Origin of the sequence: Streptomyces sp. NPDC003300 (assembly GCF_040610915.1) — a bacterium.
Classification (GTDB): Bacteria; Actinomycetota; Actinomycetes; order Streptomycetales; family Streptomycetaceae; genus Actinacidiphila.
Genome location: NZ_JBEXNE010000020.1, coordinates 1 through 21330 on the forward strand (window position 1 = coordinate 1; position 21330 = coordinate 21330).

Sequence of the window (21330 nt, forward strand, 5' to 3'; positions counted from 1 at the left end):
GGCGGGGGGGCCCGTGGCCCTTTACCCCCCCTCCCCGCCCCACGCCCCCGGGGGCTGGCCCCCCCGCGCCCCCCCGGGGGGGCCCCCCGGGGGGGGGGGGGGGGGGGTGAGCCGGTCTTTTCAGGGGCGCGGGGAACCGCGGACCGGCCGAATGGCTCCCGCGGGTCACCACCGGCCCCAGAGGGGCGGGATCGGTATGTCCTCGGACCACCGGCCCGGCGGGAGCTTGTCGCGCGGTTCCCCGCGCCCCTGAAAACGAGGCACCGCCTCACGTGAGGCGGTGCCTCGCCCCGCACGGGGTACCGCACCTCGCCGGGAGGCGGCATGGCACGATGAACGTCATGTCCGCGTTGACCGATCTCTCGTCGTTCTCGGCGTATCCGATCATTCAGGCGCCGATGGCCGGAGGCGCGTCGAATCCGCAGCTCGCCGCGGCCGTGGGGGCGGCGGGCGGCCTGGGCTTTCTGGCCGCCGGGTACAAGACCTCCGAGGCGATGTACGAGGAGATCCGGCAGGTCCGGCATCTCAGCTCGCACCCGTTCGGGGTGAATCTGTTCATGCCGCAGCCCGCGACGGCCGATCCGTCCGCGGTCGCGGTGTACGCCGAGCAGTTGGCGGGGGAGTCCGCCTGGTACGGGACGCCGCTGGGCGACCCGGACAGCGGGACCGACGACGCGTACGACGCGAAGATCGCGATCCTGCTGGAGGACCCGGTGCCGATGGTGAGCTTCACCTTCGGGTGCCCGGAGCGCTCGGTGCTCGACGCCTTCGCGAAGGCCGGTACGTACACCGTCGTGACGGTCACCTCGCCGTCCGAGGCGCTGGCCGCCCAGTGGTCGGGGGCGGACGCGGTGTGCGTCCAGGGCGTGGAGGCGGGCGGCCACCAGGGCACCCACCGCGACGACCCGCAGCTCGACGGCGCGGGTTTCGGGCTGCTGTCGCTGGTGCCGCAGGTACGCGAGGCCGTGCAGCTGCCGCTGATCGCGGCGGGCGGGCTGATGCGCGGCGGGCAGGTCGCGGCGGTGCTCGCGGCGGGCGCGGACGCGGCGCAGCTCGGCACGGCGTTCCTGGTCTGCCCGGAGTCCGGGGCGAGTCCGCTGCACAAGCGGGCCGTCACCGATCCGGTCTTCGCCCGCACCGAACTGACCCGCGCCTTCTCCGGGCGGCCCGCGCGCGGACTGCTCAACCGCTTCATCCGCGAGCACGGGCCGTACGCGCCGCCCGGGTACCCGCAGATCCACCACCTCACCTCCGGGCTGCGCAAGGCCGCCGCCGCGGCGGGCGATCCGCAGGGCATGGCCCTGTGGGCCGGTCAGGGCCATCGGCTGGCCCGTGACGTCTCCGCCGGGCGCCTGGTCGAACTCCTCGTCGAAGAACTCCACGCCGCCCGGGAGGCGCTCGCATGACGGCCCCCGTCTTCCTCGTCGAACCCGCCGTGCTGGACGGCTCCCCGTCCACCGTCACCCTCACCGGGTCCGAGGGGCGGCACGCGGTCTCCGTGCGCCGCCTCACGCCCGGCGAGGCGATCGTCCTCACGGACGGGGGCGGGCGCGGTGCGTACGGGGTGGTCGCCGCCGTCTCCGGCAAGGACGTGCTCGACGTCGAGGTACGCGAGACGCGGGTCGAACCCGAGCCCGCCGTGCGGATCACCGTCGTCCAGGCGCTGCCCAAGGGGGACCGCGGGGAGCTGGCCGTCGAGACCATGACGGAGGCCGGGGTCGACGCCGTCGTTCCCTGGGCGGCGGCCCGCTGTGTCACCCAGTGGCGCGGTGACCGGGGCGCCAAGGCCCTGGCGAAGTGGCGGTCCACCGCGCGGGAGGCCGCCAAGCAGGCGCGGCGCCTGCGATTTCCCTCCGTGGCGGACCTGATGACGACCCGTCAGGTCGCCGGGCTGTTGGCCGGCGCCGAATTCGCCGGGGTCCTCCATGAGGAGGGCTCGGCCGCGCTGGCCTCCGCCGCGCTGCCCGCGTCCGGGTCCGTCGTGCTCGTCGTCGGGCCGGAAGGCGGGGTCTCCGCCGAGGAGATCGCCACGCTCGCCGCCACTGCCTACCGCCTGGGCCCCACCGTCCTGCGCACCTCCACCGCCGGGGTGGCCGCCGCCTCCGTCCTCCTCGCCCGCACCGGCCGCTGGTCCTGACCTTCCGACCCACCCGGCCTTACGGGCGGGGCAGCCACCCGTAAGGGGAAGGTCCTGCCTTCGGGGGATTTACGGGAGGGCGGTCGCGGGCGGAGGTTGGGGGGATGGGACGAATGGGGACATGGGGAGCCGGGGGGATGGCCGTGACGGCAGCCCTCATGGCGATGACGATCAGCGGATGCGACCCGGCGGACGGGCTGGGGGCGAGCGCGGTGTCGGCGACGACCGACCAGTTGGCGACGCGGGCGCTCAAGAAGGACAACGTTGACGTGAGTTGGCTGTCGTGCAGCGCGACGACGGGCAGGACCGAGGACGACGTCGACTGCCTCGGCCGGACCGACCACGACGAGAAGATCACCGTAAAGGGCACGGTGACCAAGCAGTTGGACGACAAGTGCGTCCAGGGCCACCTGACCGCGGTGGTCGGAAAGAAGACCGTCTTCGACGTACGAGGTCTCGGAAACTGCTCGGCGAAGACATGATCGCCGTCGCTAGGCTGGCGTGGTGACCGACCACGACCAGCACGTGACGCGGCAGCCGCGCCCGAGCGCGCCGCAGCCCTCCTACCTCCGACACCCGCACCCGCACGGCGACTTGCTCGCGTTCGCCGCCGAGGACGACGTGTGGGTCGCGCCGCTGGACGGCGGCCGGGCGTGGCGGGTGAGCGCGGACAACATGCCGGTCGGACGGCCCAGGGTCTCGCCCGACGGCGAGTGGGTGGCGTGGACGTCGACCAGGGACGGGGCGCCCGAGGTGCACGCCGCGCCCCTGGAGGGCGGCCAGGCCAGCCGGTTGACGTACTGGGGCAACGTACGGACGGCCGTGCGGACGTGGACGCCGGACGGCGAGCTGGTCGCGGTCACGCCGTACGGCGAGGCGTCCTCGCGGCGGACATGGGCGCGGGCGGTGCCGCTGGACGGCGGGCCCGCGCGGACCCTGCCGTACGGTCCGGTCGGCGATCTCGCGTACGGCCCGGACGGCGCGGTGCTGATCCAGTCGCCGACGATGAGCAGGGAAGCCGCGCACTGGAAGCGCTACCGCGGCGGCACGGCGGGCAAGTTGTGGATCGACCGTGCGGGCGACGGCGCCTTCGAGCGGGTGCACCAGGACCTCGACGGGAACATCGAGTGCCCGATGTGGGTCGGCGACCGCATCGCGTTCCTGTCCGACCACGAGGGCGCCGGAGCGCTCTATTCGAGCCTGCCCGACGGCACCGGCCTGCGCCGCCACACCCCCGCGGACGGCATCGACGGCTTCTACGCCCGGCAGGCCGCCACCGACGGCGCCCGCGTGGCGTACATGGCCGGGGGCCGCGTCCACCTGCTGGACGATCTGACCGACGCCGACGCGGCACCGCGCGAGATCGAGGTACGCCTCGGCGGCCAGCGCGCCGACCTGCGGCCATACCCCGTACGCGCCGCCCGGTACCTCGGGGACGCGCGCCCCGACCACACCGGCCGGGGCAGCGCCCTGGAGATCCGCGGCACCACGCACTGGCTGACCCACCGCGGCGGCCCGGCACGGGCGTTGGCGGCAGACCCCGGCGTCCGTACCCGGATGCCGCGGGTGTTCGGGCAGGGCGGCGCCGACGGCGAGCAGCAGGTGGTGTGGGTCACCGACGCGGACGGCGAGGACGCCCTGGAGGTCGCCCCCGCCGTCGGCCTGCCGGCCGGCGCCGCGCCGCGCAGGCTCGCCGCGGGCCGCCTGGGCCGGGTGCTGCACATGGAGGTCTCGCCGGACGGGCACCGCATCGCCGTCGCCTCGCACGACGGCCGGGTGCTGCTGGTCGAGACGCAGACCGGCGAGGTGCGCGAGGTGATCGCGGGCGACTCGGGCGACGCGTCCGGCCTCGCCTTCTCGCCCGACTCGGCCTGGCTCGCCTGGTCGCAGCCGGGCCCCGGCGAACTGCGGCAGGTGAAGATCGCCGCCACCGCCGACCTGTCGGTGGCCGACGCGACCCCGCTGCGGTTCAACGACTTCGCGCCCGCCTTCACCGCCGACGGCCGCCACCTGGCGTTCCTGTCCGAGCGCGCCTTCGACCCGGTCTACGACGCGCACGTCTTCGACCTGTCCTTCCCCAACGCCTGCCGCCCGCACCTGATCACGCTGTGCGCGACGACGCCCTCGCCGTTCGGCCCGCAGCGCCACGGCCGCCCGTACGACGCCGACGAGGACGACCAGGACGGCCCGGCCAAGGAGGAGCAGGACGGCGCGGGGAAGGAGAGCGGCGGCGAGGGCAAGAAGGACGACCGGCCGCGTACGCCCGTCACCCGCGTCGACCTGGAGGGCCTGGCCGACCGGATCGTGCCCTTCCCCGTCGAGGCCGGGCACTACTCGGGGCTGCGCGCCGCCAAGGGCGGTGTGCTGTGGCTGCGCCACCCGCTGGTCGGCGCGCTCGGCGCGGCCCTGGCCACCCCGGACGCCCAGCCGCCCAACACCGTGCTGGAGCGGTACGACCTGGCGCAGCTCCGTATCGAGGAGATCGCCGACGACGCCGACGCCTTCGCGGTCACCGGCGACGGCGCCAAGGTGCTGCTCACCAACGGATCGCGGCTGCGGATCACGCCCGCCGACAGCAAGTCCGACGCGGACGACGAGTCCGGCGGCTCCATCACCGTCGACCTGACCCGGGTCCGGGTCACCGTCCGCCCGCAGGACGAGTGGCGGCAGATGTACGACGAGACGCACCGGCTCATGCGCGACAACTTCTGGCGCGCCGACATGGGCGGCGTCGACTGGGCGGCGGCGGGCGAGCGCTACCGGCCGCTGCTCGACCGGATCGCCACCCACGACGACCTGATCGACCTGCTGTGGGAGCTGCACGGCGAGCTGGGCACCTCGCACGCCTACGTCATCCCGTCCGGCGGCCACTTCGACCCGCTGCACCGGCAGGGTCTGCTCGGCGCGGACATCTCCCGTACGGAGGACGGCGGTTGGCGGATCGACCGGGTGCTGCCCGGCGAGTCCTCCGACCCGTACGCCCGCTCCCCGCTGGCCGCGCCGGGCGTCGCCGTCCGCGCGGGCGACCTCCTGCTGGCGGTGGACGGCCACCGGGTCGACCCGGTGACGGGACCGGGGCCGCTGCTGGTCGGCACCGCGGGCAAGCCGGTGGAACTGACCGTCGCCCCCGCCGCGGGCGGCCCCGCACGCCATGTCGTGGCCGTACCGCTCGCCGACGAGGAACCGCTGCGCTACCACGACTGGGTCGCCGACCGCCGCGCCCACGTCCACCGCGCGTCCGGCGGGCGGCTGGGCTATCTGCACGTGCCCGACATGGTCGGCAGCGGCTGGGCGCAGCTCCACCGCGACCTGCGCGTCGAGGTCGCCCGCGAGGGCCTGGTCGTGGACGTCCGCGAGAACCGCGGCGGCCATACGTCGCAGCTCGTCGTGGAGAAGCTGGCCCGCCGGGTCGTCGGCTGGGACCTGCCGCGCGACGCGCACCCGGTCAGCTATCCGCAGGATGCCCCGCGGGGGCCGATTGTGGCTGTCGCCAACGAGTTCTCCGGGTCCGACGGGGATATCGTCAACGCCGCGATTCGGGCTCTCGGCATCGGGCCTGTGGTCGGTACCCGCACCTGGGGCGGGGTCATCGGCATCGACAACCGGTACCACCTGGTCGATGGGACGGCTGTCACGCAGCCGAAGTACGCCTTCTGGTTGGAGGGGTACGGCTGGGGCGTCGAGAACCATGGGGTTGATCCGGACGTCGAGGTTGTTCACGCTCCGCAGGATTCGGTTGGCGGGCGGGATCCGCAGCTTGACACTGCCGTGGGCATGGCGCTTGCCGCGCTGGAGGAGTCTCCGGCCAAGAGGCCGCCGGCGCTGCCGGGTATGGGCGGTTGATCGGGTCGGCGGTGGTTGGCCCTTCGGGCCTGGTTTTGCCCGCCCGCCCACCCGTGCGGGTGTTTGTTCGTCTGCGGGTGCCGCTTGTGCCTGGTCGGTGCCGGGCCGGGGCACCTCCTCGAAATGCGGCTACCTGGTCCCGCGTATCCGGTGCCCTTCTTGTCACCGCATTTCTGCGGGGGCACCCCGGCCCGTCCCCTTCCGGTACGTCGGCGTCCGCCTGCCGGTGGGGGTTGCCGGGGGAGGGGGGCCCAGGAGGGGAGGACCCGAGGTCCCCCTACGCCTCATCTGTCCGTGCCGGTCCGTATGAAGGGAGCCTCGATGTCTCAGCCTGGCGACCGACCCCCGGCGCTGCCGCCCGCTGTCGACTCCATGACGTTGCTCGTCGCGGCCGTCATCGTCCACGACACCGTTGCCGACCGGGTCCTGCTGCTCCAGCGCGGTGAGCGGTCCAAATTCGGCCAGGGCATGTGGGACCTCCCGGTCGGCAAGAGCGACCCGGGGGAGCCGGTCACCGCCACGGCCGTCCGGGAGCTGTACGAGGAGACCGGCCTCACCGTCGACCCCGGCGACCTGACTCTCGCCCACGTCGTGCACGGCGCGTGGGGCGTGGAGTCCCCGGCCGGATTCCTCACCGTGGTCTTCGCCACCCGCACCTGGCACGGCCAGCCGGAGAACCGCGAGCCCGGCAAGCACAGCCAGGTCCGCTGGACGCCCGTCACCGACCTCCCCACCCCCATGGTCCCGTCCACCGACCTCGCCCTCCGCTCCTACCTCGACGGCGGCCTGGCCATCTCCCTCCACGGCTGGCCCCCGACACCCCCACCCGTTCCCCGTCCTCCCTCATAACCCTCCACCCCTCCCCGCCCGGCCCGCACCCCCCGCCTGCCCTGGGCGGACGGCCAGTCGCGCAGGGCCCGGACCCCACCCAGAGGTACCGACGAAATGGGCCTTACCGAGTGACGAAACGCAGGCATGGGCCGGTCGTTGGTGCGGCTCGCCGGTTGCGAGGACTCTTCCCACGTCGTGGCGGGTGGCGATGGTGCTGTTCTTCGAGGCAGGAGGGCGTCCTGGTCCTGGTCGGGTCGGTTTGGGTGCACGGGGCAGCTCGCCGTCGTGGTCGAGCCAGGCCGCCCGTTTCGTGAGGCGGGGATGGAGCCGGTCCCAGGCCCGGGCGGTGGCCTTCCCGTAGAGTCGGGTCTCGGTGACGGTCACCGCGTGTTCCTGGCCCCAGGTGTCGGGCTGTCCGAAGACGAACTCACCACCATGTTTGGGCGGTCGCCCGGCTGTGACCAGTTCCTCCACGACTCGGCGGAGCTGGGCGACCGTGACGGCGCAGACGTCGGCGCCGGGTTCGAGGCGGACCGCGTCCAGAGGTGCGGTCCACGAGGTCCGGCCGCTCTCCAGGGCGACGACGATCGAGTAGCCAGCCGGGGATCATCCGGTGCTCGTCCTTGCCCCGTCCGTAGGTGTGGCAGAACGAACGGTCCGGCGCGGTGCCGGCGTCCGGCCGCAGCCACGGGCTCACGTCCACCGCCAAGATCAGGCGGCCGTCGGCCGCCCGCGGCAGCTCGGCCAACCGCCGTCGCAGCCGGTCCCGTCGACTGCACCGTTGTTCAGCGCGGCATAGGGGGAGCCGTGTCCGCGTCGGTGCTCGGGCGCCAATGACAGGTCCACCAAGGTCTTGACCGGTCCGTCCGTGCACAGCAACGCGTCCGCCAGCTCGAACAGCGCGTCACCCCGCGCGGTGAGGGAGTCGTAGAAATCGCCCCGAAAGCGTGACAGTCTCGCGAATGCCTGCTGGCGGGCGTCCTGGTGGAGCAGACCCGGCACTGCGGCCTCCATGTCGAACCCTGTTCCCCGTAGCTGAGTTCAGGATTATGCGAAGGCCGACCTTTCGTCCGGAGAATCGCCGTTTGGGTGGAAGCCGCCCCTCTTGAAGCGCTCAGGCGCTGACGTCCTCAACCACCTCGCAGTCCCCAGTCGTCCAGGCCCGAATAGATCAGCGCGGTGCGTGCTCTGGGAAAGGAGAGGGATTCAGCCTCACCCGTGTACATCGCCACCAACGATTCGCTTCCCCGCCACCACGTGTCGGCCAGGCCCCGCACCTCTATTACCGGCTCGTAGGCGTCCAGGTCGATGCCGTCGACATCATCGCCCGTGACCTTGGTGATCTGCTTTGCCCACATGGATGCGTGGTGAGTCAGCGCGAGCGACTCCACCCAGCCCTCGACGGTCGCGTGGAGTGGCGTCCAACGGTCCGCATGGATGCCGAATTCATCATTTGGTCCGATCATGAACGAGTAGGGGACGGCGGTACGCTGCGGTCCGGCTTCGAACCACCACCCTTCGGAGGCAGAGCCTTCCGGCGAGTCCGGATCGAAGAACTTGGGGCCGCCGTCGTACTGCGATGCAGGCGGCAGGAGCAGACCGCCCCAACGTTCTTGACACGCCGCCATCCGGTCGATCGTCGCTGCTGGAATAGCTCGCTCCAGCCACCACTGCCTGTGCGCCTCGACGGATCGGAGGTCTACTTTGACGCCGTGCGAGCTGACGAACGACCGGGCGCGTGGCGTCAGGCCATTGGGCACGCTGTTGAAAAGATTAAGGTCCACCAGGGTGACGCTACCGAGCCGCGATACAGGATCCGGGCCCAGGGCCCGCCCGCCAGCAGTAGCGATGCCCACTGGCGTGACCACAACACTCTCGGGCACACCGCAATACCGGTTCGAGCTTCCGGGACACCGACTCGATGATCCCCCGGACATTAAATGGCAAGCTCAGCTTGTTCTTTATGGTCTGAGCCGCTTTGAGAGTGCGTGACACGACTCGTTCAGCTGCTGAGTAGGGTTGTGGTCATGGCCAAGGGGATGGGGCGGCGGCCCAAGGCGGATCTGGACAGCGGCATCGAGGACGTGACGCTGTCCATCCTGGAGTGGCTTGGCGAGCAGGGAGTCGGTGCCATGATCCGGGTCGACGCGGAGCGCATGCGTGACGGTCAGCCGGCGTGGACGTTCGCTGCTTCAGGTGGGCCGCTGGGCGGTGGGATGAGGGCGGACGGGGCCTCGGTCGCCGAGTGCATGGACGTGGCACTGCTTCGATTGCGCGAGGCCGGGCTGGCTGTTCCATTCTGACGTTGTACTCCGTCTCTGAGCTGATCGCGTTCGATGATGCTTTCGGGGCGTCTGGTGGTCTTGCCCACGTCGTAGCGGGTGGTGGGGTGCCGGTTTTTCGAGCCGGGTGGCCTGCCGGGGCCCGGCTGGCTTGGTTTGGGTGCATGCGCCGGGCAAGGCAGGTTCGGGCGGAGGTTCCTGAACCCCCGGCGGACTTGGGCCGGGGTGAGTCGGCCGGGCCCGGCGGGCTTCTCCCAGGGGTGGCGTAAGTCGGCGGCGGCCTCGCGCAGGAGGCGGATCTGGGTGTGGGCGGCGATGATCAGCCAGGTCCAGTGCTCGCCGGCCTCGGGGGTTCGCAGCTTCGGACGGGTCCACCCGAGGGTCTGTTTCATCAGCCTGAGGAGGTGCTCGATGTCGAACCTCCTCAGGAACGCCTGCCAGCGCACGTCGACGTCCTCGCTGTCCAGGCCGGTGGCGGACGACCAGAGCCAGAGCGGGAGTGGGTCGCCTCCGCCGGGCAGGCGGTCGACCTGGAGGCGGATCAATGTGCCTTCGATGACGGGGAGTTCGCCGGTGTAGTCGATCCAGGCGGAGCGGGTGGTCAGACGGGGGTGGATGCGGTCCCAGGCCATCGCGCGGGCGGTGCCGTACCGGTCGGTGACCTGCTCGGTTGCCGCGTCCGGCTCGCCCCAGGTCTCCGGCTTGGCGAAGCGGAGCTCCTTGCCGTGCTTCGGCGGTCGCCCGCCATGGGGGTAGGACAGGGCGTACTTCTTGAGCGAGGGCGTCGGCCGTCGCATGACGCGGTCGGAGCGCATCCGCCCCAGCACCTCGACCGGGAGGCCGGCCAGGAGGTGGGCCATGCGCGGGGCGTCGTAAGCGGCGTCGAAGACGATGAGGATGTCGCGATCGCCGAAGTGCCAGCGGCTTATCTCGATCAGGTCCGTGACGACCCGGCGGAGTTGGGCGGCGGTGACCTCGGCGACGTTGTCCTCGGGTCCGAGACGGACGGCGTCCAGGAGCTGGCACCAAGACGTCCGGCCCGATTCGAGGGCGGCGACGAAGGAGTACGGCCAGCCGGGGATGAACTGGTCCGAGGACCGTCCCACGCCGGTGTTCGGCCGTCAGCGTCCGGCCCGTCCGCGCACAGCACCGCGTCGATCGGTCGGCCCCGCGCGCGGTCAGACAGTCGAAGAAGTCGTTCCGGAAGTGTGATGCCACCGCGTACGCTTCGCGCCGGACATCGTGATGCAACAGACTCATTCCCCCCATGGCCTTCTTACTGGTCAAGTGCCTCTTTGGTCGGAGCACATGATCAGACGGAGGCCGTGTTCACATCCCCAGAATCCCTGTATGAGTGATCACGTTCGGGGCACTGTTCGAGGTCAGACCATAAAGAACAAGCTCAGAGCCTGTTTCCGATCCCGGGTTCGGCTGCCCGGTCCTGAGGCCCAGCGGTGACCTGTGGCGAGGACTCGAAGTCTCACTGCGAGTAGGGTCGCGATCACGACAATAAAAGGTGCGCTGTTCGACGCGTCCGGGACCCTGCTACGGATCGAGTCGGCGTAGAGCTGGCTTCGTGGTGTGCTCGACGACCGTGGCATCGAGGCTTCCGACACGGAGGTGCGCCTGTACGGGGAGCGGCTCGACGTAGCAGGGGCTGTACCTGGCGGCACTCCGCCTCGGGCGGTGCCGGATCAGCTGGCCGCGGTGTGGCAGGCGCGCGACCGCAGCGAGGAGGCGCATCGCGCCGCGTTCACCGGTCTGGCGCGGCAGGCAGAGCTGCCCCGGGTGGGTCTGTACGACGCGCTGTACGGGCGGACGTTCCAGGCCGCCGCGTGGCGGCTCTGTCCGGATGCACTCGACGTGGTGCGGCGCCTGCGTGAACAGGGTGTACGGATCGCGGTCGTCAGCAACGTCGGCTGGGACCGGCGGCCGGTCTTCGACGCGCTCGGCCTCACGCCGGACATCGACGCAAACGTCTTCTCGTACGAGGTGGGCGTGGACAAGCCCGATCCGCGGATCTTCCAGCTCGCCTGCGACCGGCTGGGAGTCGACCCGAGGGGCTGCGGGCTGTGATCGAGATGGTGATGTAACCCTGCCGCGCGCGGCGACTGCGAATGTGAGCCAGCCCAGCGCCCGCGGTGGAACAGTGGGATCAGCCGGGCTCCGGCGAGGTAGTGGTCAACACGCCGACCGGCGTGTTGAAGATGATCAGTCGCGTGAGGCTTTGCGAGAAGCTGGCTGTCCGCTTCCTTGGGAGCTTCGGCGGGTGATGCGCCTGGTCATGAGCGTGATCGCGGCCCAGGTGATCAGCGATTCCGTCGGCCCCGACGATGGTGATCTCGGGACGCATGAGCCGCAGCCGAGAGAGGACTTCCTTGGCCGCGTTGCGGTCGGTCATGTCGGCCGGGGTGGCCATCACGAACACGGTTCCTTTCGCGCCCCCCCAGGTTCGTGTCACACACCGCCGCGAGCAGTAGATCGCGTTCGAACGGCGATCCACCCCCACGACCCACGTCGCCCCGCCCTCCACGCACTCAGCCCGGTCGGCCCCGCTCAACTCCGCGGCCACACGCTTCCGAAACCGCTGATCCTGCCGCCACTTCCTACCGCGGCAGGCCGACGAACGGAACCTCGTCCAAGCTGGAGCCACCGACGGCAACCGTCTCCCGCAGCCCCAGCCCAGGACCCAGAGCTACCCAAAACCGAGGCTCAGACACAAGCGCTAACCTGCGCGGAACTCCATGCGTCGGAGGTCACGTCCCTGCAGGTCAACAAATCTGTCGGGTGTCCGGGACCGCGAGCTTCGCGGACATCCTGCATCGCGGCATGCCCCCACGGTGACGCACCGGCAGCACACTGCGGGCGGGCTACGTCATCAACTCGATGTGCGGATGCTCGGCATTCGCCGTGCAGACGAACAGATGCTGCCGGTAGCCGCTGCCTATCTGGACCCCGGTCGCGTTGTAGCCGCGGTGGCCCGGGTACGGTCCGGCACCGGGGTGGGGGTGCGGAGACCAGCTGTTCCCGGCGTCGTCCCCTTCCTCGAACGTGGCGACGGTCATCAGGACCTCCATACGGGTACCGCACTCGGAGCAGCGTTCCGGGTCGGGGTCGGTGGAGTCCCAGGCGGGCCAGCCGCCGACCTTCCAGCCGGGTGCGTTGGACAGCGCGCAGTCGTAGTACGTGTCCGGGTCCATGTCCTCCTCCGCCGCCTGCGGCACATTCCACTGCCTGATCCGCTCCCGCAGTTCTTCGCTCAGCTCCAGATGGTCGGGATACTCGGTGATCTGCTCCGGTTCGAGCACGCACGGCTCCGGCAGATAGCCGTCGAACTGCACTGCGGGCGGCTCGGGGGGCGTGTCGAGGACGTCGGTGACAGCGGCTGCCGAACGCCAGACGAGCAGGGTCCTGGGCATGATCGGATGATCGAAGGGGCACCACAGCACCTGCAGAAGGTCCTTGCCCTCCGGCGGCCGCAGATCGGGCACGTCGCGTGCGTACAGTTGCGCGACGGGCAGCATCTCTATGGGGCCGTCGTACGACTGAACCGCCAGCCACACTGGACGCGTCCGAGGGGGCCGGATCCGTTCAAGGGCCTCCCGTTCCTCGGCGTTCAGGTCCCGGCCGTACGCGCCGGCGAAGATCCGGCGTTCCTGCCGCAGATCCGCTGGGGACCGGACCGGGTTGACGCCGTCCACCACATGCGGTTCCTCGCAGTACGGCCACGGCTCGTCGGCGGGCCACAGCAGCGGCCCGCCGATCGAGCTGTCGTGCCGCGTCGGCGCACCGGGACGGGGGTGCAGGCGGGTCGCCGCGCGGGCCAGTGGGGCCAGTTCGGGAAAGACCGCGACAACGTCGATCGGCCGTGGCGGAGTGACGGGAGCGACATTCATGGCCGCAATCTTGCCAATCTCCTCTGACAATGGCCTTCGCGGCCCGCCCCGCGAAGAGCTCCGGCACGGGCGCCACCCGGGAGAAGCCCTACCGCCGGTCCGCCGCCGGAAGATGGCCCGCGAACAGGTCCACGATCGCCGCGTGGCTGTCCGTCTTGCGCGCGTGATTCGTCGCCACGTACCACTTCCATTCGGGTGCTATGAGATACCTTGGCGCACCGCAAACCCGGCCGGGAGCTGCATCCACAGAGTTCGGGCTCCCACCCACCCCCTCGGCCCACCCCCGCCGGAGGGTCGGACGCCGACGTACCCGAGGCCACCCACCCCCCTTCCCCGGCCACCCCCACCGGACAGGCGGGCGCCGGCGGACCGGAGGGGTCGGTGCGGGGTGCCCCCGCAGGGGGACGAACGGGCAGGGGCAGAAGCAGGCGCAGGTGGCCGCAGGTTCGTCGCCCGAGGAGGTGCCCCGGGCCGGGACCGACGAGGCACGGGCGGCACCCGCAGACGAAGAAAGCACCCGCACGGGTGGGCGGGCGGGCGGGAAAGACAAGCCGCACAGCGGCGACCCGCAAGCGGCGGATAGCATGCACACGACCCGTATCCGTACGAAAAGGGGGCCGCCACCATGGCGGGAGAGCCGCAGGCCAACTGCCTGTTCTGCAAGATCGTGGCCGGCGAAATCCCCGCGACGATCGTGCGTGAGACCGAGACCACCGTCGCCTTCCGCGACATCAGCCCCCAGGCCCCGACCCACGTCCTGGTGATCCCCCGCGTGCACTACCCGGACGGCGCCGCCCTGGCGGCGGCCGAACCCCTGGTGGCCGCCGACGTGCTGCGCGAGGCGGGCGAGGTCGCGGCGCAGGAGAAGGTCGACACGACGGGCTACCGGATCGTCTTCAACACCGGCCCCGGCGCCGGACAGACCGTCTTCCACGCGCACGCCCACGTGCTCGGCGGGCGCGACCTCCAGCGGCTGGTCTGAGGTCCGGCCTTTGTCGGTACGCGAACTGGTCGTCCTCGGCACCGCCAGCCAGGTGCCGACCCGGCACCGCAATCACAACGGGTACGTCCTGCGCTGGGACGGCGAGGCGATCCTCTTCGATCCCGGCGAGGGCACCCAGCGGCAGATGCTGCACGCGGGCGTCGCGGCGCACGACCTCACCCGGATCTGCGTCACGCACTTCCACGGCGACCACTCGCTGGGCCTGGCGGGTGTGCTCCAGCGGATCAGCCTCGACCGCGTCCCGCACCCGGTCACCGCGCACTACCCGGCCAGCGGGCAGCGCTTCTTCGAGCGGCTGCGGTACGCCACCGCCTACCACGAGGCCGCCGACCTGCGCGAGGAGCCGGTCGCGGCCGACGGGGTGCTCGCGACGACCCCCGCCTTCACGCTGGAGGCGCGCCGGCTCTCCCACCCGGTCGAGTCGTACGGCTACCGGCTCGTCGAACCCGACGGCCGCCGGATGCTCCCCGAGCGGCTGGCCGAGCACGGTGTCGCGGGTCCCGACATCGCCCGGCTGCAACGCGACGGCGGTCTCAACGGCGTCACGCTCGACCAGGTCAGCGAGGTGCGGCGCGGCCAGCGCTTCGCCTTCGTCATGGACACCCGGCTGTGCGACGGGGTCCACGCCCTCGCCGAGGGCTGCGACCTGCTGGTCATCGAGTCGACCTTCCTGGACGAGGACGCGGGACTGGCCGCCGACTACGGCCATCTGACGGCCGGTCAGGCCGCCGCCGTCGCACGGGACGCGGGCGTACGGCACCTCGTCCTCACCCACTTCTCGCAGCGCTACGGCGATCCCGCCGTCTTCGAACGGCAGGCGAGGACGGCCGGTTACCAGGGCGAGCTGACCGTCGCCCACGACCTGATCCGCGTCCCGGTCCCGCGCCGCCGCTGAGCCCGAACCCCCTGAAAGCGAACCCCGCCATGCCCCCCATCCCCAAGGCCGAACTGCACCTGCACATCGAGGGCACCCTGGAGCCCGAGCTGGCCTTCGAGCTCGCCGCGCGCAACCGGGTCGCGCTGCCGTACCCGACGGCCCAGGCGCTGCGGCAGGCGTACTCCTTCACCGACCTCCAGTCCTTCCTCGACCTGTACTACGCGCTGATGGCCGTCCTGCGCACCGAGGAGGACTTCGCCGAGCTGATGGGCGCGTATCTGGCGCGGGCGGCGGAGCAGGGCGTACGGCACGCGGAGGTGTTCTTCGACCCGCAGGCGCACATCGCGCGCGGGGTGCCGATCGGGACGGTCGTGGAGGGCCTGGCCGGGGCGCTGGAGCGCGAGGGGCGGCGGCACGGGATCAGCGGCGGCCTGATCATGTGCTTCCTGCGGGACGAGTCCGAGCGGTCGGCGCTGGACACCTTCGAGGCGGCGCGCCCGTACTTCGGCTCGGGCGCCGGCCCCGGCCTCATCACCGGCGTCGGCCTGGACTCGGCGGAGGTCGGGCACCCGCCCGCGAAGTTCCGCGAGGTGTACGAGCGGGCTGCGGCGGCCGGGCTGCGGCGGGTCGCGCACGCGGGGGAGGAGGGGCCGCCCGCGTACATCGGCGAGGCCCTCGACGTGCTGGGCGTGGAGCGGATCGACCACGGCATCCGCTGCCTTGAGGACCCGGCGCTGGTGGCCAGGCTGGTCCGCGAGCAGGTGCCGCTGACGGTCTGCCCGCTGTCCAACGTCCGCCTGCGCTGCGTCGGTTCACTGGCCGCCCACCCGCTGCCGCGCATGCTCGCGGAGGGCCTGCGCGTCACCGTCAACTCCGACGACCCCGCCTACTTCGGCGGTTACGCGGACGACAACTTCGCGGCGGTGCGCGCCGCCCTCGCTCTCACCGAGGAGGACGAGCGCACCCTGGCCCGCAATTCGTTCCTCGCCGCCTTCCTCGACCACGACGAGCCGCGCAGGGCGGCGTGCCTGGCCGAGGTGGAGGCGTACGCGTTCGGCTGACGCCTCTTCGCGTCCTACGGCAGGAAGTACATCGGGTTCGGCAGCTTGAAGGACTTGTCCGCGTAGCCGCCGGTCAGGTCGCTGTACTGGTCGCCGAAGTTGCCGACGATGTTGTAACCGAGCGACTCGATGTGCTTGCGGGTACCGGACTTGTACTCGATGGTCGTGCACGTCGAGCCGCACGGCAGGTACGACGGCGGGCTGGCCGCGTTCTTCAGGTAGAGGTGCGCGGCGTCGGCGGTCGGCTTGTAGCCGACGGCGGCCAGATTCCGTACGGTGTCGGCGCGTTGGGCCTCCGGGCGGCCGGTGACCCAGAAGACCGTGATGCCCTGGTCCGCCGCCCAGTTGGTCAGCTTCTCCATGCCGAAGACGGCGTCCATGTTCTTGTTCGCGATGTACGCCGAGTTGCTGGCGGGCGTGTAGGCGAAGCCCACCTCCAGCTCGTAGTTGTACGTGTTCAGGCTGGTGTCGTCGACGTCCAGCACGATGGCGGGCTTGGCCGCGTGGCCGCCGCGGCCTCCGTGGCCTCCGTGGCCGACCTCGTGGGCCAGATACTGCTTGGCCTTGGCCTCGATGCCCGCGACCTGCTTGGCGTAGTTGCTGCTCGGCGACGCGAAGTGCTCGCCCGAGGCGTCCACGGTGTCGCCGTAGTACGCCTTGATCTCACTGACCACGTCGGTGAGGTTGGGGATCTGCTTGTCGCTGCGCGGCACGGAATCGTGGGCGCCGGCGACGCCGACTCCGTAGACCGTGGCGCCCAGCGACGCCGCGACCACGGCGACGGCCAAGGTGCGGGTGCGGGCGGAGAGTCGGGCTCGGGGCATGACGGTGCTCCTTCAACGCTCGGTTGGTGCCGGTGAACCTAGACCCGTCGATCCTGGCTGGTCAAGGGAGGTCTACGCGCGTGGCACCGAGCGCGGGTTCCGTCAACTCGTTTCCCTTGAGTTAACCCGCAGTTCAGAGGCCGTTGCGCCGGGCGGCCCGGATCGGCCGGGCGGCCCGGATGGGGCCGGCCGGGCGCCCGCCCGTCAGCGTCGGCCGTCGTCGGGGAGCGCCGCCGCCAGGATTCGCGCCGCGACCGCCGGGGAGTCCACCAGCGGGTGCAGCGCGAGCGCCCGCAGCGCGGCCCGGCGCGAGCCGGTGGCCGCCGCCTCGATCGCCGCCCGCTCCACGGCCTTCAGCTCCAGCATCAGCCCCGCCTGGTGCTCGTCCGGCGCCGCCACCGGCAGTGGCCTCGCCCCGAACGCCCCGACCTCGCACGGCACTTCGACCACGGCCTCCGGGTCGAGGAACGGCACCGCCCCGCCGCCCGGCACATTGAGGATCAGCGTCGTCCGCTCGTCCCGCGCGATGGCCCGCATCAGCGCGAGCGCCACCCGGTCGTAACCGCCGCCGTCCAGATCGTGCGGGTCGCGCTCCCAACCGCCGGACGCGGCACGGCTGTCCGCCATGTACGTCTCCTCGCGCTCCAGCCGGGTCCGCTCCCACAACTCCTGCGCCCGGCCCGGCTGTTCATCGGCCGCGACGAAGAACGCGCTCTGCTGCCGGTCCAGGAACTCACCGCGCGTGGCGTCCGCGGCGCGCACCGCGGCCAGCGACTCGCGCCGGAAGTAGTAGTAGTGCAGATACTCGTTGGGCAGCGAGCCCAGCGCGCCCAGCCACTCGGGGCCGAAGAGCCGGCCCTCCTCGAAGGTGCCGAGCGCCGCCGGGTCGGCCAGCAGGCCCGGCAGCAGGTCCGTACCGTCGACCGTCAACTTCCGCAGCCAGCCGAGGTGGTTGAGGCCCACGTAGTCGTAGCCGAAGCCCGGTCCGTCCGGGTCCGCGCCCGCCGCCCGCGCCGCCCGCCGCACCAGCCCCACCGGCGAGTCGCAGATCCCGATCACCCGCGGGCCCAGCACCCGGCTCATCGCCTCGGTCACCATCCCGGCCGGATTCGTGAAGTTGATGACCCACGCGTCCGGCGCCACCGCCTTGACCCGTTCCGCCACCGCCGTCGCGACCGGCAGCGTCCGCAGCCCGTACAGCACCCCGCCCGCGCCGACCGTCTCCTGGCCCAGCACGCCCTCGGCCAGCGGCGCCCGCTCGTCCGAGACGCGGCCCGCGGTGCCGCCGACGCGGATCGCCGAGAAGACGAACCGCGCTCCGCGCAGGGCGTCGTCCAGGTCCGTCGTCGCCCGCACCGGCGGGCCGCCCGGCATCGTCGCCAGCACCGCCGTGATCACCCGCAGCCGCCGCGGGTCCGTGTCGTACAGCACGACGTCACTGACCGTGGGGTCGTCGAGCAGGGCTCGGTACACGAGGGGGACGCGGAAGCCGCCGCCTCCCAGAATCGTCAGGCGCATGCGCGGTGACCTTCCGTCCTGCCTGGCTGATGTCGTCCCCCGGATCTTCCCCCGGCGGGGGCTCGCCGCGCCCACCGGCCCCGCGGTGCGGCAACCGACATCAGGTGGCGGTACGTGCAGCCCCGGGCGCGGACGCCGTGGCACAGTGACGGGATGGACGACATGCCCGTTCTCGACCCCCTCGGCACGCTCCGCGCGGCGGGCGACCCGGCGACCGACGTCTACCTGACCGGCACCGTGTTCCTGGACATCATCTTCACGGGACTGGACAGCGCGCCCGTACGCGGCACCGAGTCGTGGGCGCGGGGGATGGGTTCGAGCCCCGGCGGGATCGCGAACATGGCGACGGCGCTGGCGAGGCTCGGGCTGCGGACGACGCTGGCGGCGGCGTTCGGGGACGACGTGTACGGCGACTACTGCTGGGACAGCCTGTCGTCGGGCGAGGGCATCGACCTGGCGCCGTCGCGTCGCATCCCCGGCTGGCACTCGCCCGTGACGGTGTCGATGGCGTACGAGGGCGAGCGGACGATGGTCAGCCACGGGCACGAGGCGCCGCCCGCGCAGGAGTCGGTGCCTGCCTGCCCGCCGCCCGCGCGGGCGGCGGTGGCGTCGCTCGGGCACCACGGCAGGGCGGGCGACCAGGAGCGGGACCAGGAGTGGATCGGGGCCGCCGCCGCCTCGGGGACGAAGGTCTTCGCGGACGTCGGCTGGGACGAGACCGGCCGCTGGGACCCGGCAGACCTGGATGGGCTACGGCACTGCGCCGCGTTTCTGCCGAACGCCGAGGAGGCCATGCGGTACACCCGGACGGCCTGCCCGCGCGAGGCCGCCAGGGCCCTGGCCGAACGGGTGCCGCTCGCGGTGGTGACCCTCGGCTCCGAGGGCGCCTTCGCCGTGGACTCCGGCAGCGGAGAGACGGCCGAGGTGCCCGCCCTGATCGTGGAGGCCCTGGACCCCACGGGCGCGGGCGACGTCTTCGTCGCCGGATTCGTGACCGGCACGCTCGCCGCCTGGCCGCTGGCCGACCGGCTGGCCTTCGCGTCGCTGTGCGCGGCGCTGTCCGTGCAGGAGTTCGGCGGCTCGCTGTCCGCGCCCGGCTGGGCCGAGATCGCCGCCTGGTGGCAGCAGACGAAGGCGCGGGCGCGGGCCGCCGCGGACCCGGGCCCCTGCGACCCCGCCTCCCCGCTCGGCCGCTACGCCTTCCTCGACGCCCTGCTGCCCACCGACCCCCGGCCCTGGCCGCTGCGCCGCGCCGTCCCCACCGTCGGCTTCCGCCCCGCCTGAGCCCCGGCCCGCGAGCCGCTCCCCGCACCCCCGCCCGGACCCTCGCCCGCGCCCCTGCCCACGCGGCTCCCCGCGTGGCTCCCCGTGCCCCTTCCGCCGCGGGCACACCGCCAAATCCCCTCGGCGGGCGCGGCGCGGCGTCGTACGCTTGGAACCCCCAGGCCCCTCCGGGCCTGCCGATCAGCAGAAAGCGGGATGAGCAGGCCCTAGCGCCGGCCCATGACTCAGACACCGACCAAGCAGCAGCCGCAGCCGCCGCAGCAGGCGCGCGCCCACTTCGTCGTACCGGCCAAGCACCCCATGGTGACCGTCCTGGGATCGGGAGACGCTCTCCTCCGCGTGATCGAGCAGGCGTTCCCGGCCGTCGACATCCACGTCCGAGGCAACGAGATCAGCGCCGTCGGCGAAGCCCCCGAGGTGGCCCTGGTCCAGCGGCTCTTCGACGAGATGATGCTGGTGCTGCGCACCGGCCAGCCGATGACCGAGGACGGGGTGGAACGCTCCATCGCTATGCTCAGGGCCAACGGCACGGCGGTCGACCCGGACGCGGAGACGCCCGCCCAGGTCCTCACGCAGAACATCCTGTCCAGCCGCGGCCGCACGATCCGCCCCAAGACGCTCAACCAGAAGCGGTACGTGGACGCGATCGACACCCACACCATCGTCTTCGGCATCGGCCCTGCGGGCACCGGCAAGACCTACCTGGCCATGGCCAAGGCCGTCCAGGCCCTCCAGTCCAAGCAGGTCAGCCGGATCATCCTCACCCGCCCCGCGGTCGAGGCCGGCGAACGCCTCGGCTTCCTGCCCGGCACCCTCTACGAGAAGATCGACCCGTACCTGCGCCCGCTCTACGACGCCCTGCACGACATGCTCGACGCCGACTCCATCCCCCGCCTGATGGCAGCGGGCACGATCGAGGTCGCCCCGCTGGCATACATGCGCGGTCGCACGCTCAATGACGCGTTCATCATCCTCGACGAGGCGCAGAACACCAGCGCCGAGCAGATGAAGATGTTCCTCACCCGGCTCGGCTTCGACTCGAAGATCGTCATCACCGGTGACGTGACGCAGGTCGACCTGCCGAACGGGACGAAGAGCGGGCTGCGGCAGATCCAGGACATCCTCACCGATATCGAGGACATCCACTTCTCCCGGCTGACGAGCACGGACGTGGTGCGCCATAAGCTGGTCGGACGCATCGTGGACGCCTACGAGCGCTACGACGACAGCATCGCCGGCGCGACCGGTGCCAACGGAAAGTAACCACTTCACCATCATGGCGATCGACGTCAACAACGAGTCCGGCTGGGAGATCGACGAGCGGGCGGTCCTGGACGCCGCCCGCTACGCCCTTCAGCGCATGCGAATCCACCCGCTCTCCGAACTGTCGGTGATCGTGGTGGACGCCGACGCCATGGAGCAGCTCCACATGCAGTGGATGGACCTGCCGGGGCCGACGGATGTCATGTCCTTCCCGATGGACGAGCTGCGTCCGGGGAAAGAGGACGAGGAGCCGTCGCAGGGGCTGCTCGGCGACATCGTGCTCTGCCCCGAGGTCGCCAAGAAGCAGGCGGAGGAGGCGCCGACGAAGCACTCCATGGACGAGGAGCTGCAACTGCTCACCGTCCACGGCGTCCTCCATCTGCTGGGCTACGACCACGAGGAAGCCGACGAGAAGGCCGAGATGTTCGGTCTGCAGAAGGCCATTCTGGACGGCTGGCGCGACGAGCAAGGGGCCGAGGGCCCGTCGCCCGCGCCCACCACCCACTGACGC

General features: G+C 71.7%; 17 protein-coding genes and 2 pseudogenes. 12 read left to right on the forward strand and 7 right to left on the reverse strand.

The window, feature by feature from the left end; translation table 11 throughout:
• The first annotated feature begins 332 nt into the window (after nucleotides 1–332).
• From ABZX65_RS25715 to ABZX65_RS25735, 5 genes are all read left to right on the forward strand, one after another.
• The gene (locus ABZX65_RS25715; RefSeq protein WP_355344467.1) at nucleotides 333–1406 is read left to right on the forward strand and encodes a nitronate monooxygenase; all 1074 of its coding nucleotides are present in this window, start codon (nucleotides 333–335) and stop codon (nucleotides 1404–1406) included.
• Entirely contained in the window at nucleotides 1403–2137 is a 735-nt protein-coding gene (locus tag ABZX65_RS25720) for a 16S rRNA (uracil(1498)-N(3))-methyltransferase (RefSeq protein ID WP_355344470.1), read from the forward strand. Before ABZX65_RS25715 ends, ABZX65_RS25720 begins: the two co-directional genes overlap by 4 nt.
• Before the next feature lie 137 nt (nucleotides 2138–2274).
• Complete coding sequence (locus tag ABZX65_RS25725; protein WP_355344473.1) at nucleotides 2275–2619, forward strand: hypothetical protein; 345 nt, start codon at nucleotides 2275–2277, stop codon at nucleotides 2617–2619.
• Nucleotides 2620–2641: 22 nt separating this feature from the next.
• Nucleotides 2642–5980, forward strand: coding sequence for a PDZ domain-containing protein (locus ABZX65_RS25730; protein ID WP_355344476.1), 3339 nt, complete (start codon nucleotides 2642–2644; stop codon nucleotides 5978–5980).
• Nucleotides 5981–6301: 321 nt separating this feature from the next.
• The gene (locus ABZX65_RS25735) at nucleotides 6302–6829 is read left to right on the forward strand and encodes an NUDIX domain-containing protein (protein ID WP_355344479.1); all 528 of its coding nucleotides are present in this window, start codon (nucleotides 6302–6304) and stop codon (nucleotides 6827–6829) included.
• 252 nt (nucleotides 6830–7081) lie between these two features.
• Here the strand turns inward: ABZX65_RS25735 and ABZX65_RS25740 are convergent.
• The 3 genes and pseudogenes from ABZX65_RS25740 to ABZX65_RS25750 form a co-directional block, all read right to left on the reverse strand.
• Nucleotides 7082–7825: pseudogene (locus ABZX65_RS25740) on the reverse strand (transposase); the annotation flags it as partial.
• A 116-nt stretch (nucleotides 7826–7941) separates the two neighbouring features.
• Entirely contained in the window at nucleotides 7942–8595 is a 654-nt protein-coding gene (locus ABZX65_RS25745; RefSeq protein ID WP_355344482.1) for a hypothetical protein, read from the reverse strand.
• 533 nt (nucleotides 8596–9128) lie between these two features.
• Nucleotides 9129–10353, reverse strand: a pseudogene (locus ABZX65_RS25750) (transposase); the annotation flags it as partial.
• A 321-nt stretch (nucleotides 10354–10674) separates the two neighbouring features.
• On the opposite strand from ABZX65_RS25750, the gene ABZX65_RS25755 reads away from it, so the two are divergent.
• On the forward strand, nucleotides 10675–11169 hold the full coding sequence (locus tag ABZX65_RS25755; protein ID WP_355344485.1) for an HAD family hydrolase: 495 nt from the start codon (nucleotides 10675–10677) through the stop codon (nucleotides 11167–11169).
• Nucleotides 11170–11248: 79 nt separating this feature from the next.
• On the opposite strand, the gene ABZX65_RS25760 is transcribed toward ABZX65_RS25755, so the two are convergent.
• Complete coding sequence (locus tag ABZX65_RS25760; protein ID WP_355344873.1) at nucleotides 11249–11521, reverse strand: hypothetical protein; 273 nt, start codon at nucleotides 11519–11521, stop codon at nucleotides 11249–11251.
• Nucleotides 11522–11963: 442 nt separating this feature from the next.
• The gene (locus ABZX65_RS25765) at nucleotides 11964–12989 is read right to left on the reverse strand and encodes a hypothetical protein (protein WP_355344488.1); all 1026 of its coding nucleotides are present in this window, start codon (nucleotides 12987–12989) and stop codon (nucleotides 11964–11966) included.
• Nucleotides 12990–13614: 625 nt separating this feature from the next.
• Between ABZX65_RS25765 and ABZX65_RS25770 the strand changes: the two genes are divergently transcribed.
• The 3 genes from ABZX65_RS25770 to ABZX65_RS25780 are packed head-to-tail and all read left to right on the forward strand — an operon-like array spanning nucleotide 13615 to nucleotide 15930.
• Entirely contained in the window at nucleotides 13615–13971 is a 357-nt protein-coding gene (locus ABZX65_RS25770) for a histidine triad nucleotide-binding protein (RefSeq protein WP_355344491.1), read from the forward strand.
• A 10-nt stretch (nucleotides 13972–13981) separates the two neighbouring features.
• Nucleotides 13982–14887, forward strand: coding sequence for a ribonuclease Z (locus tag ABZX65_RS25775; protein ID WP_355344494.1), 906 nt, complete (start codon nucleotides 13982–13984; stop codon nucleotides 14885–14887).
• A gap of 29 nt (nucleotides 14888–14916) precedes the next feature.
• The gene (locus tag ABZX65_RS25780; RefSeq protein ID WP_355344496.1) at nucleotides 14917–15930 is read left to right on the forward strand and encodes an adenosine deaminase; all 1014 of its coding nucleotides are present in this window, start codon (nucleotides 14917–14919) and stop codon (nucleotides 15928–15930) included.
• 14 nt (nucleotides 15931–15944) lie between these two features.
• On the opposite strand, the gene ABZX65_RS25785 is transcribed toward ABZX65_RS25780, so the two are convergent.
• Nucleotides 15945–16754 (reverse strand): HAD family acid phosphatase, encoded by an 810-nt coding sequence (locus ABZX65_RS25785; protein ID WP_355344499.1) that lies wholly within the window; start codon nucleotides 16752–16754, stop codon nucleotides 15945–15947.
• A gap of 204 nt (nucleotides 16755–16958) precedes the next feature.
• Nucleotides 16959–18272, reverse strand: coding sequence for a 6-phospho-beta-glucosidase (locus ABZX65_RS25790; protein WP_355344502.1), 1314 nt, complete (start codon nucleotides 18270–18272; stop codon nucleotides 16959–16961).
• A 162-nt stretch (nucleotides 18273–18434) separates the two neighbouring features.
• Between ABZX65_RS25790 and ABZX65_RS25795 the strand changes: the two genes are divergently transcribed.
• From ABZX65_RS25795 to ybeY, 3 genes are all read left to right on the forward strand, one after another.
• Nucleotides 18435–19556, forward strand: a complete 1122-nt coding sequence (locus tag ABZX65_RS25795; RefSeq protein ID WP_355344831.1) for a PfkB family carbohydrate kinase — start codon at nucleotides 18435–18437, stop codon at nucleotides 19554–19556.
• 219 nt (nucleotides 19557–19775) lie between these two features.
• Nucleotides 19776–20819 (forward strand): PhoH family protein, encoded by a 1044-nt coding sequence (locus tag ABZX65_RS25800; RefSeq protein ID WP_188280805.1) that lies wholly within the window; start codon nucleotides 19776–19778, stop codon nucleotides 20817–20819.
• 13 nt (nucleotides 20820–20832) lie between these two features.
• Nucleotides 20833–21327, forward strand: coding sequence for an rRNA maturation RNase YbeY (gene ybeY, locus ABZX65_RS25805; protein ID WP_355344834.1), 495 nt, complete (start codon nucleotides 20833–20835; stop codon nucleotides 21325–21327).
• Nucleotides 21328–21330 lie beyond the last annotated feature (3 nt).

Bases quoted from the DNA above. Each gene is read 5' to 3' on its own strand.
- ABZX65_RS25715 (WP_355344467.1), top strand. From the start codon at position 333: ATGAACGTCATGTCCGCGTTGACCGATCTCTCGTCGTTCTCGGCGTAT.
- ABZX65_RS25720 (WP_355344470.1), top strand. From the start codon at position 1,403: ATGACGGCCCCCGTCTTCCTCGTCGAACCCGCCGTGCTGGACGGCTCC.
- ABZX65_RS25725 (WP_355344473.1), top strand. From the start codon at position 2,275: ATGGCCGTGACGGCAGCCCTCATGGCGATGACGATCAGCGGATGCGAC.
- ABZX65_RS25735 (WP_355344479.1), top strand. From the start codon at position 6,302: ATGTCTCAGCCTGGCGACCGACCCCCGGCGCTGCCGCCCGCTGTCGAC.
- ABZX65_RS25765 (WP_355344488.1), bottom strand. From the start codon at position 12,989: ATGAATGTCGCTCCCGTCACTCCGCCACGGCCGATCGACGTTGTCGCG.
- ABZX65_RS25770 (WP_355344491.1), top strand. From the start codon at position 13,615: ATGGCGGGAGAGCCGCAGGCCAACTGCCTGTTCTGCAAGATCGTGGCC.
- ABZX65_RS25780 (WP_355344496.1), top strand. From the start codon at position 14,917: ATGCCCCCCATCCCCAAGGCCGAACTGCACCTGCACATCGAGGGCACC.
- ABZX65_RS25785 (WP_355344499.1), bottom strand. From the start codon at position 16,754: ATGCCCCGAGCCCGACTCTCCGCCCGCACCCGCACCTTGGCCGTCGCC.
- ABZX65_RS25790 (WP_355344502.1), bottom strand. From the start codon at position 18,272: ATGCGCCTGACGATTCTGGGAGGCGGCGGCTTCCGCGTCCCCCTCGTG.
- ABZX65_RS25795 (WP_355344831.1), top strand. From the start codon at position 18,435: ATGCCCGTTCTCGACCCCCTCGGCACGCTCCGCGCGGCGGGCGACCCG.
- ABZX65_RS25800 (WP_188280805.1), top strand. From the start codon at position 19,776: ATGACTCAGACACCGACCAAGCAGCAGCCGCAGCCGCCGCAGCAGGCG.
- ybeY (WP_355344834.1), top strand. From the start codon at position 20,833: ATGGCGATCGACGTCAACAACGAGTCCGGCTGGGAGATCGACGAGCGG.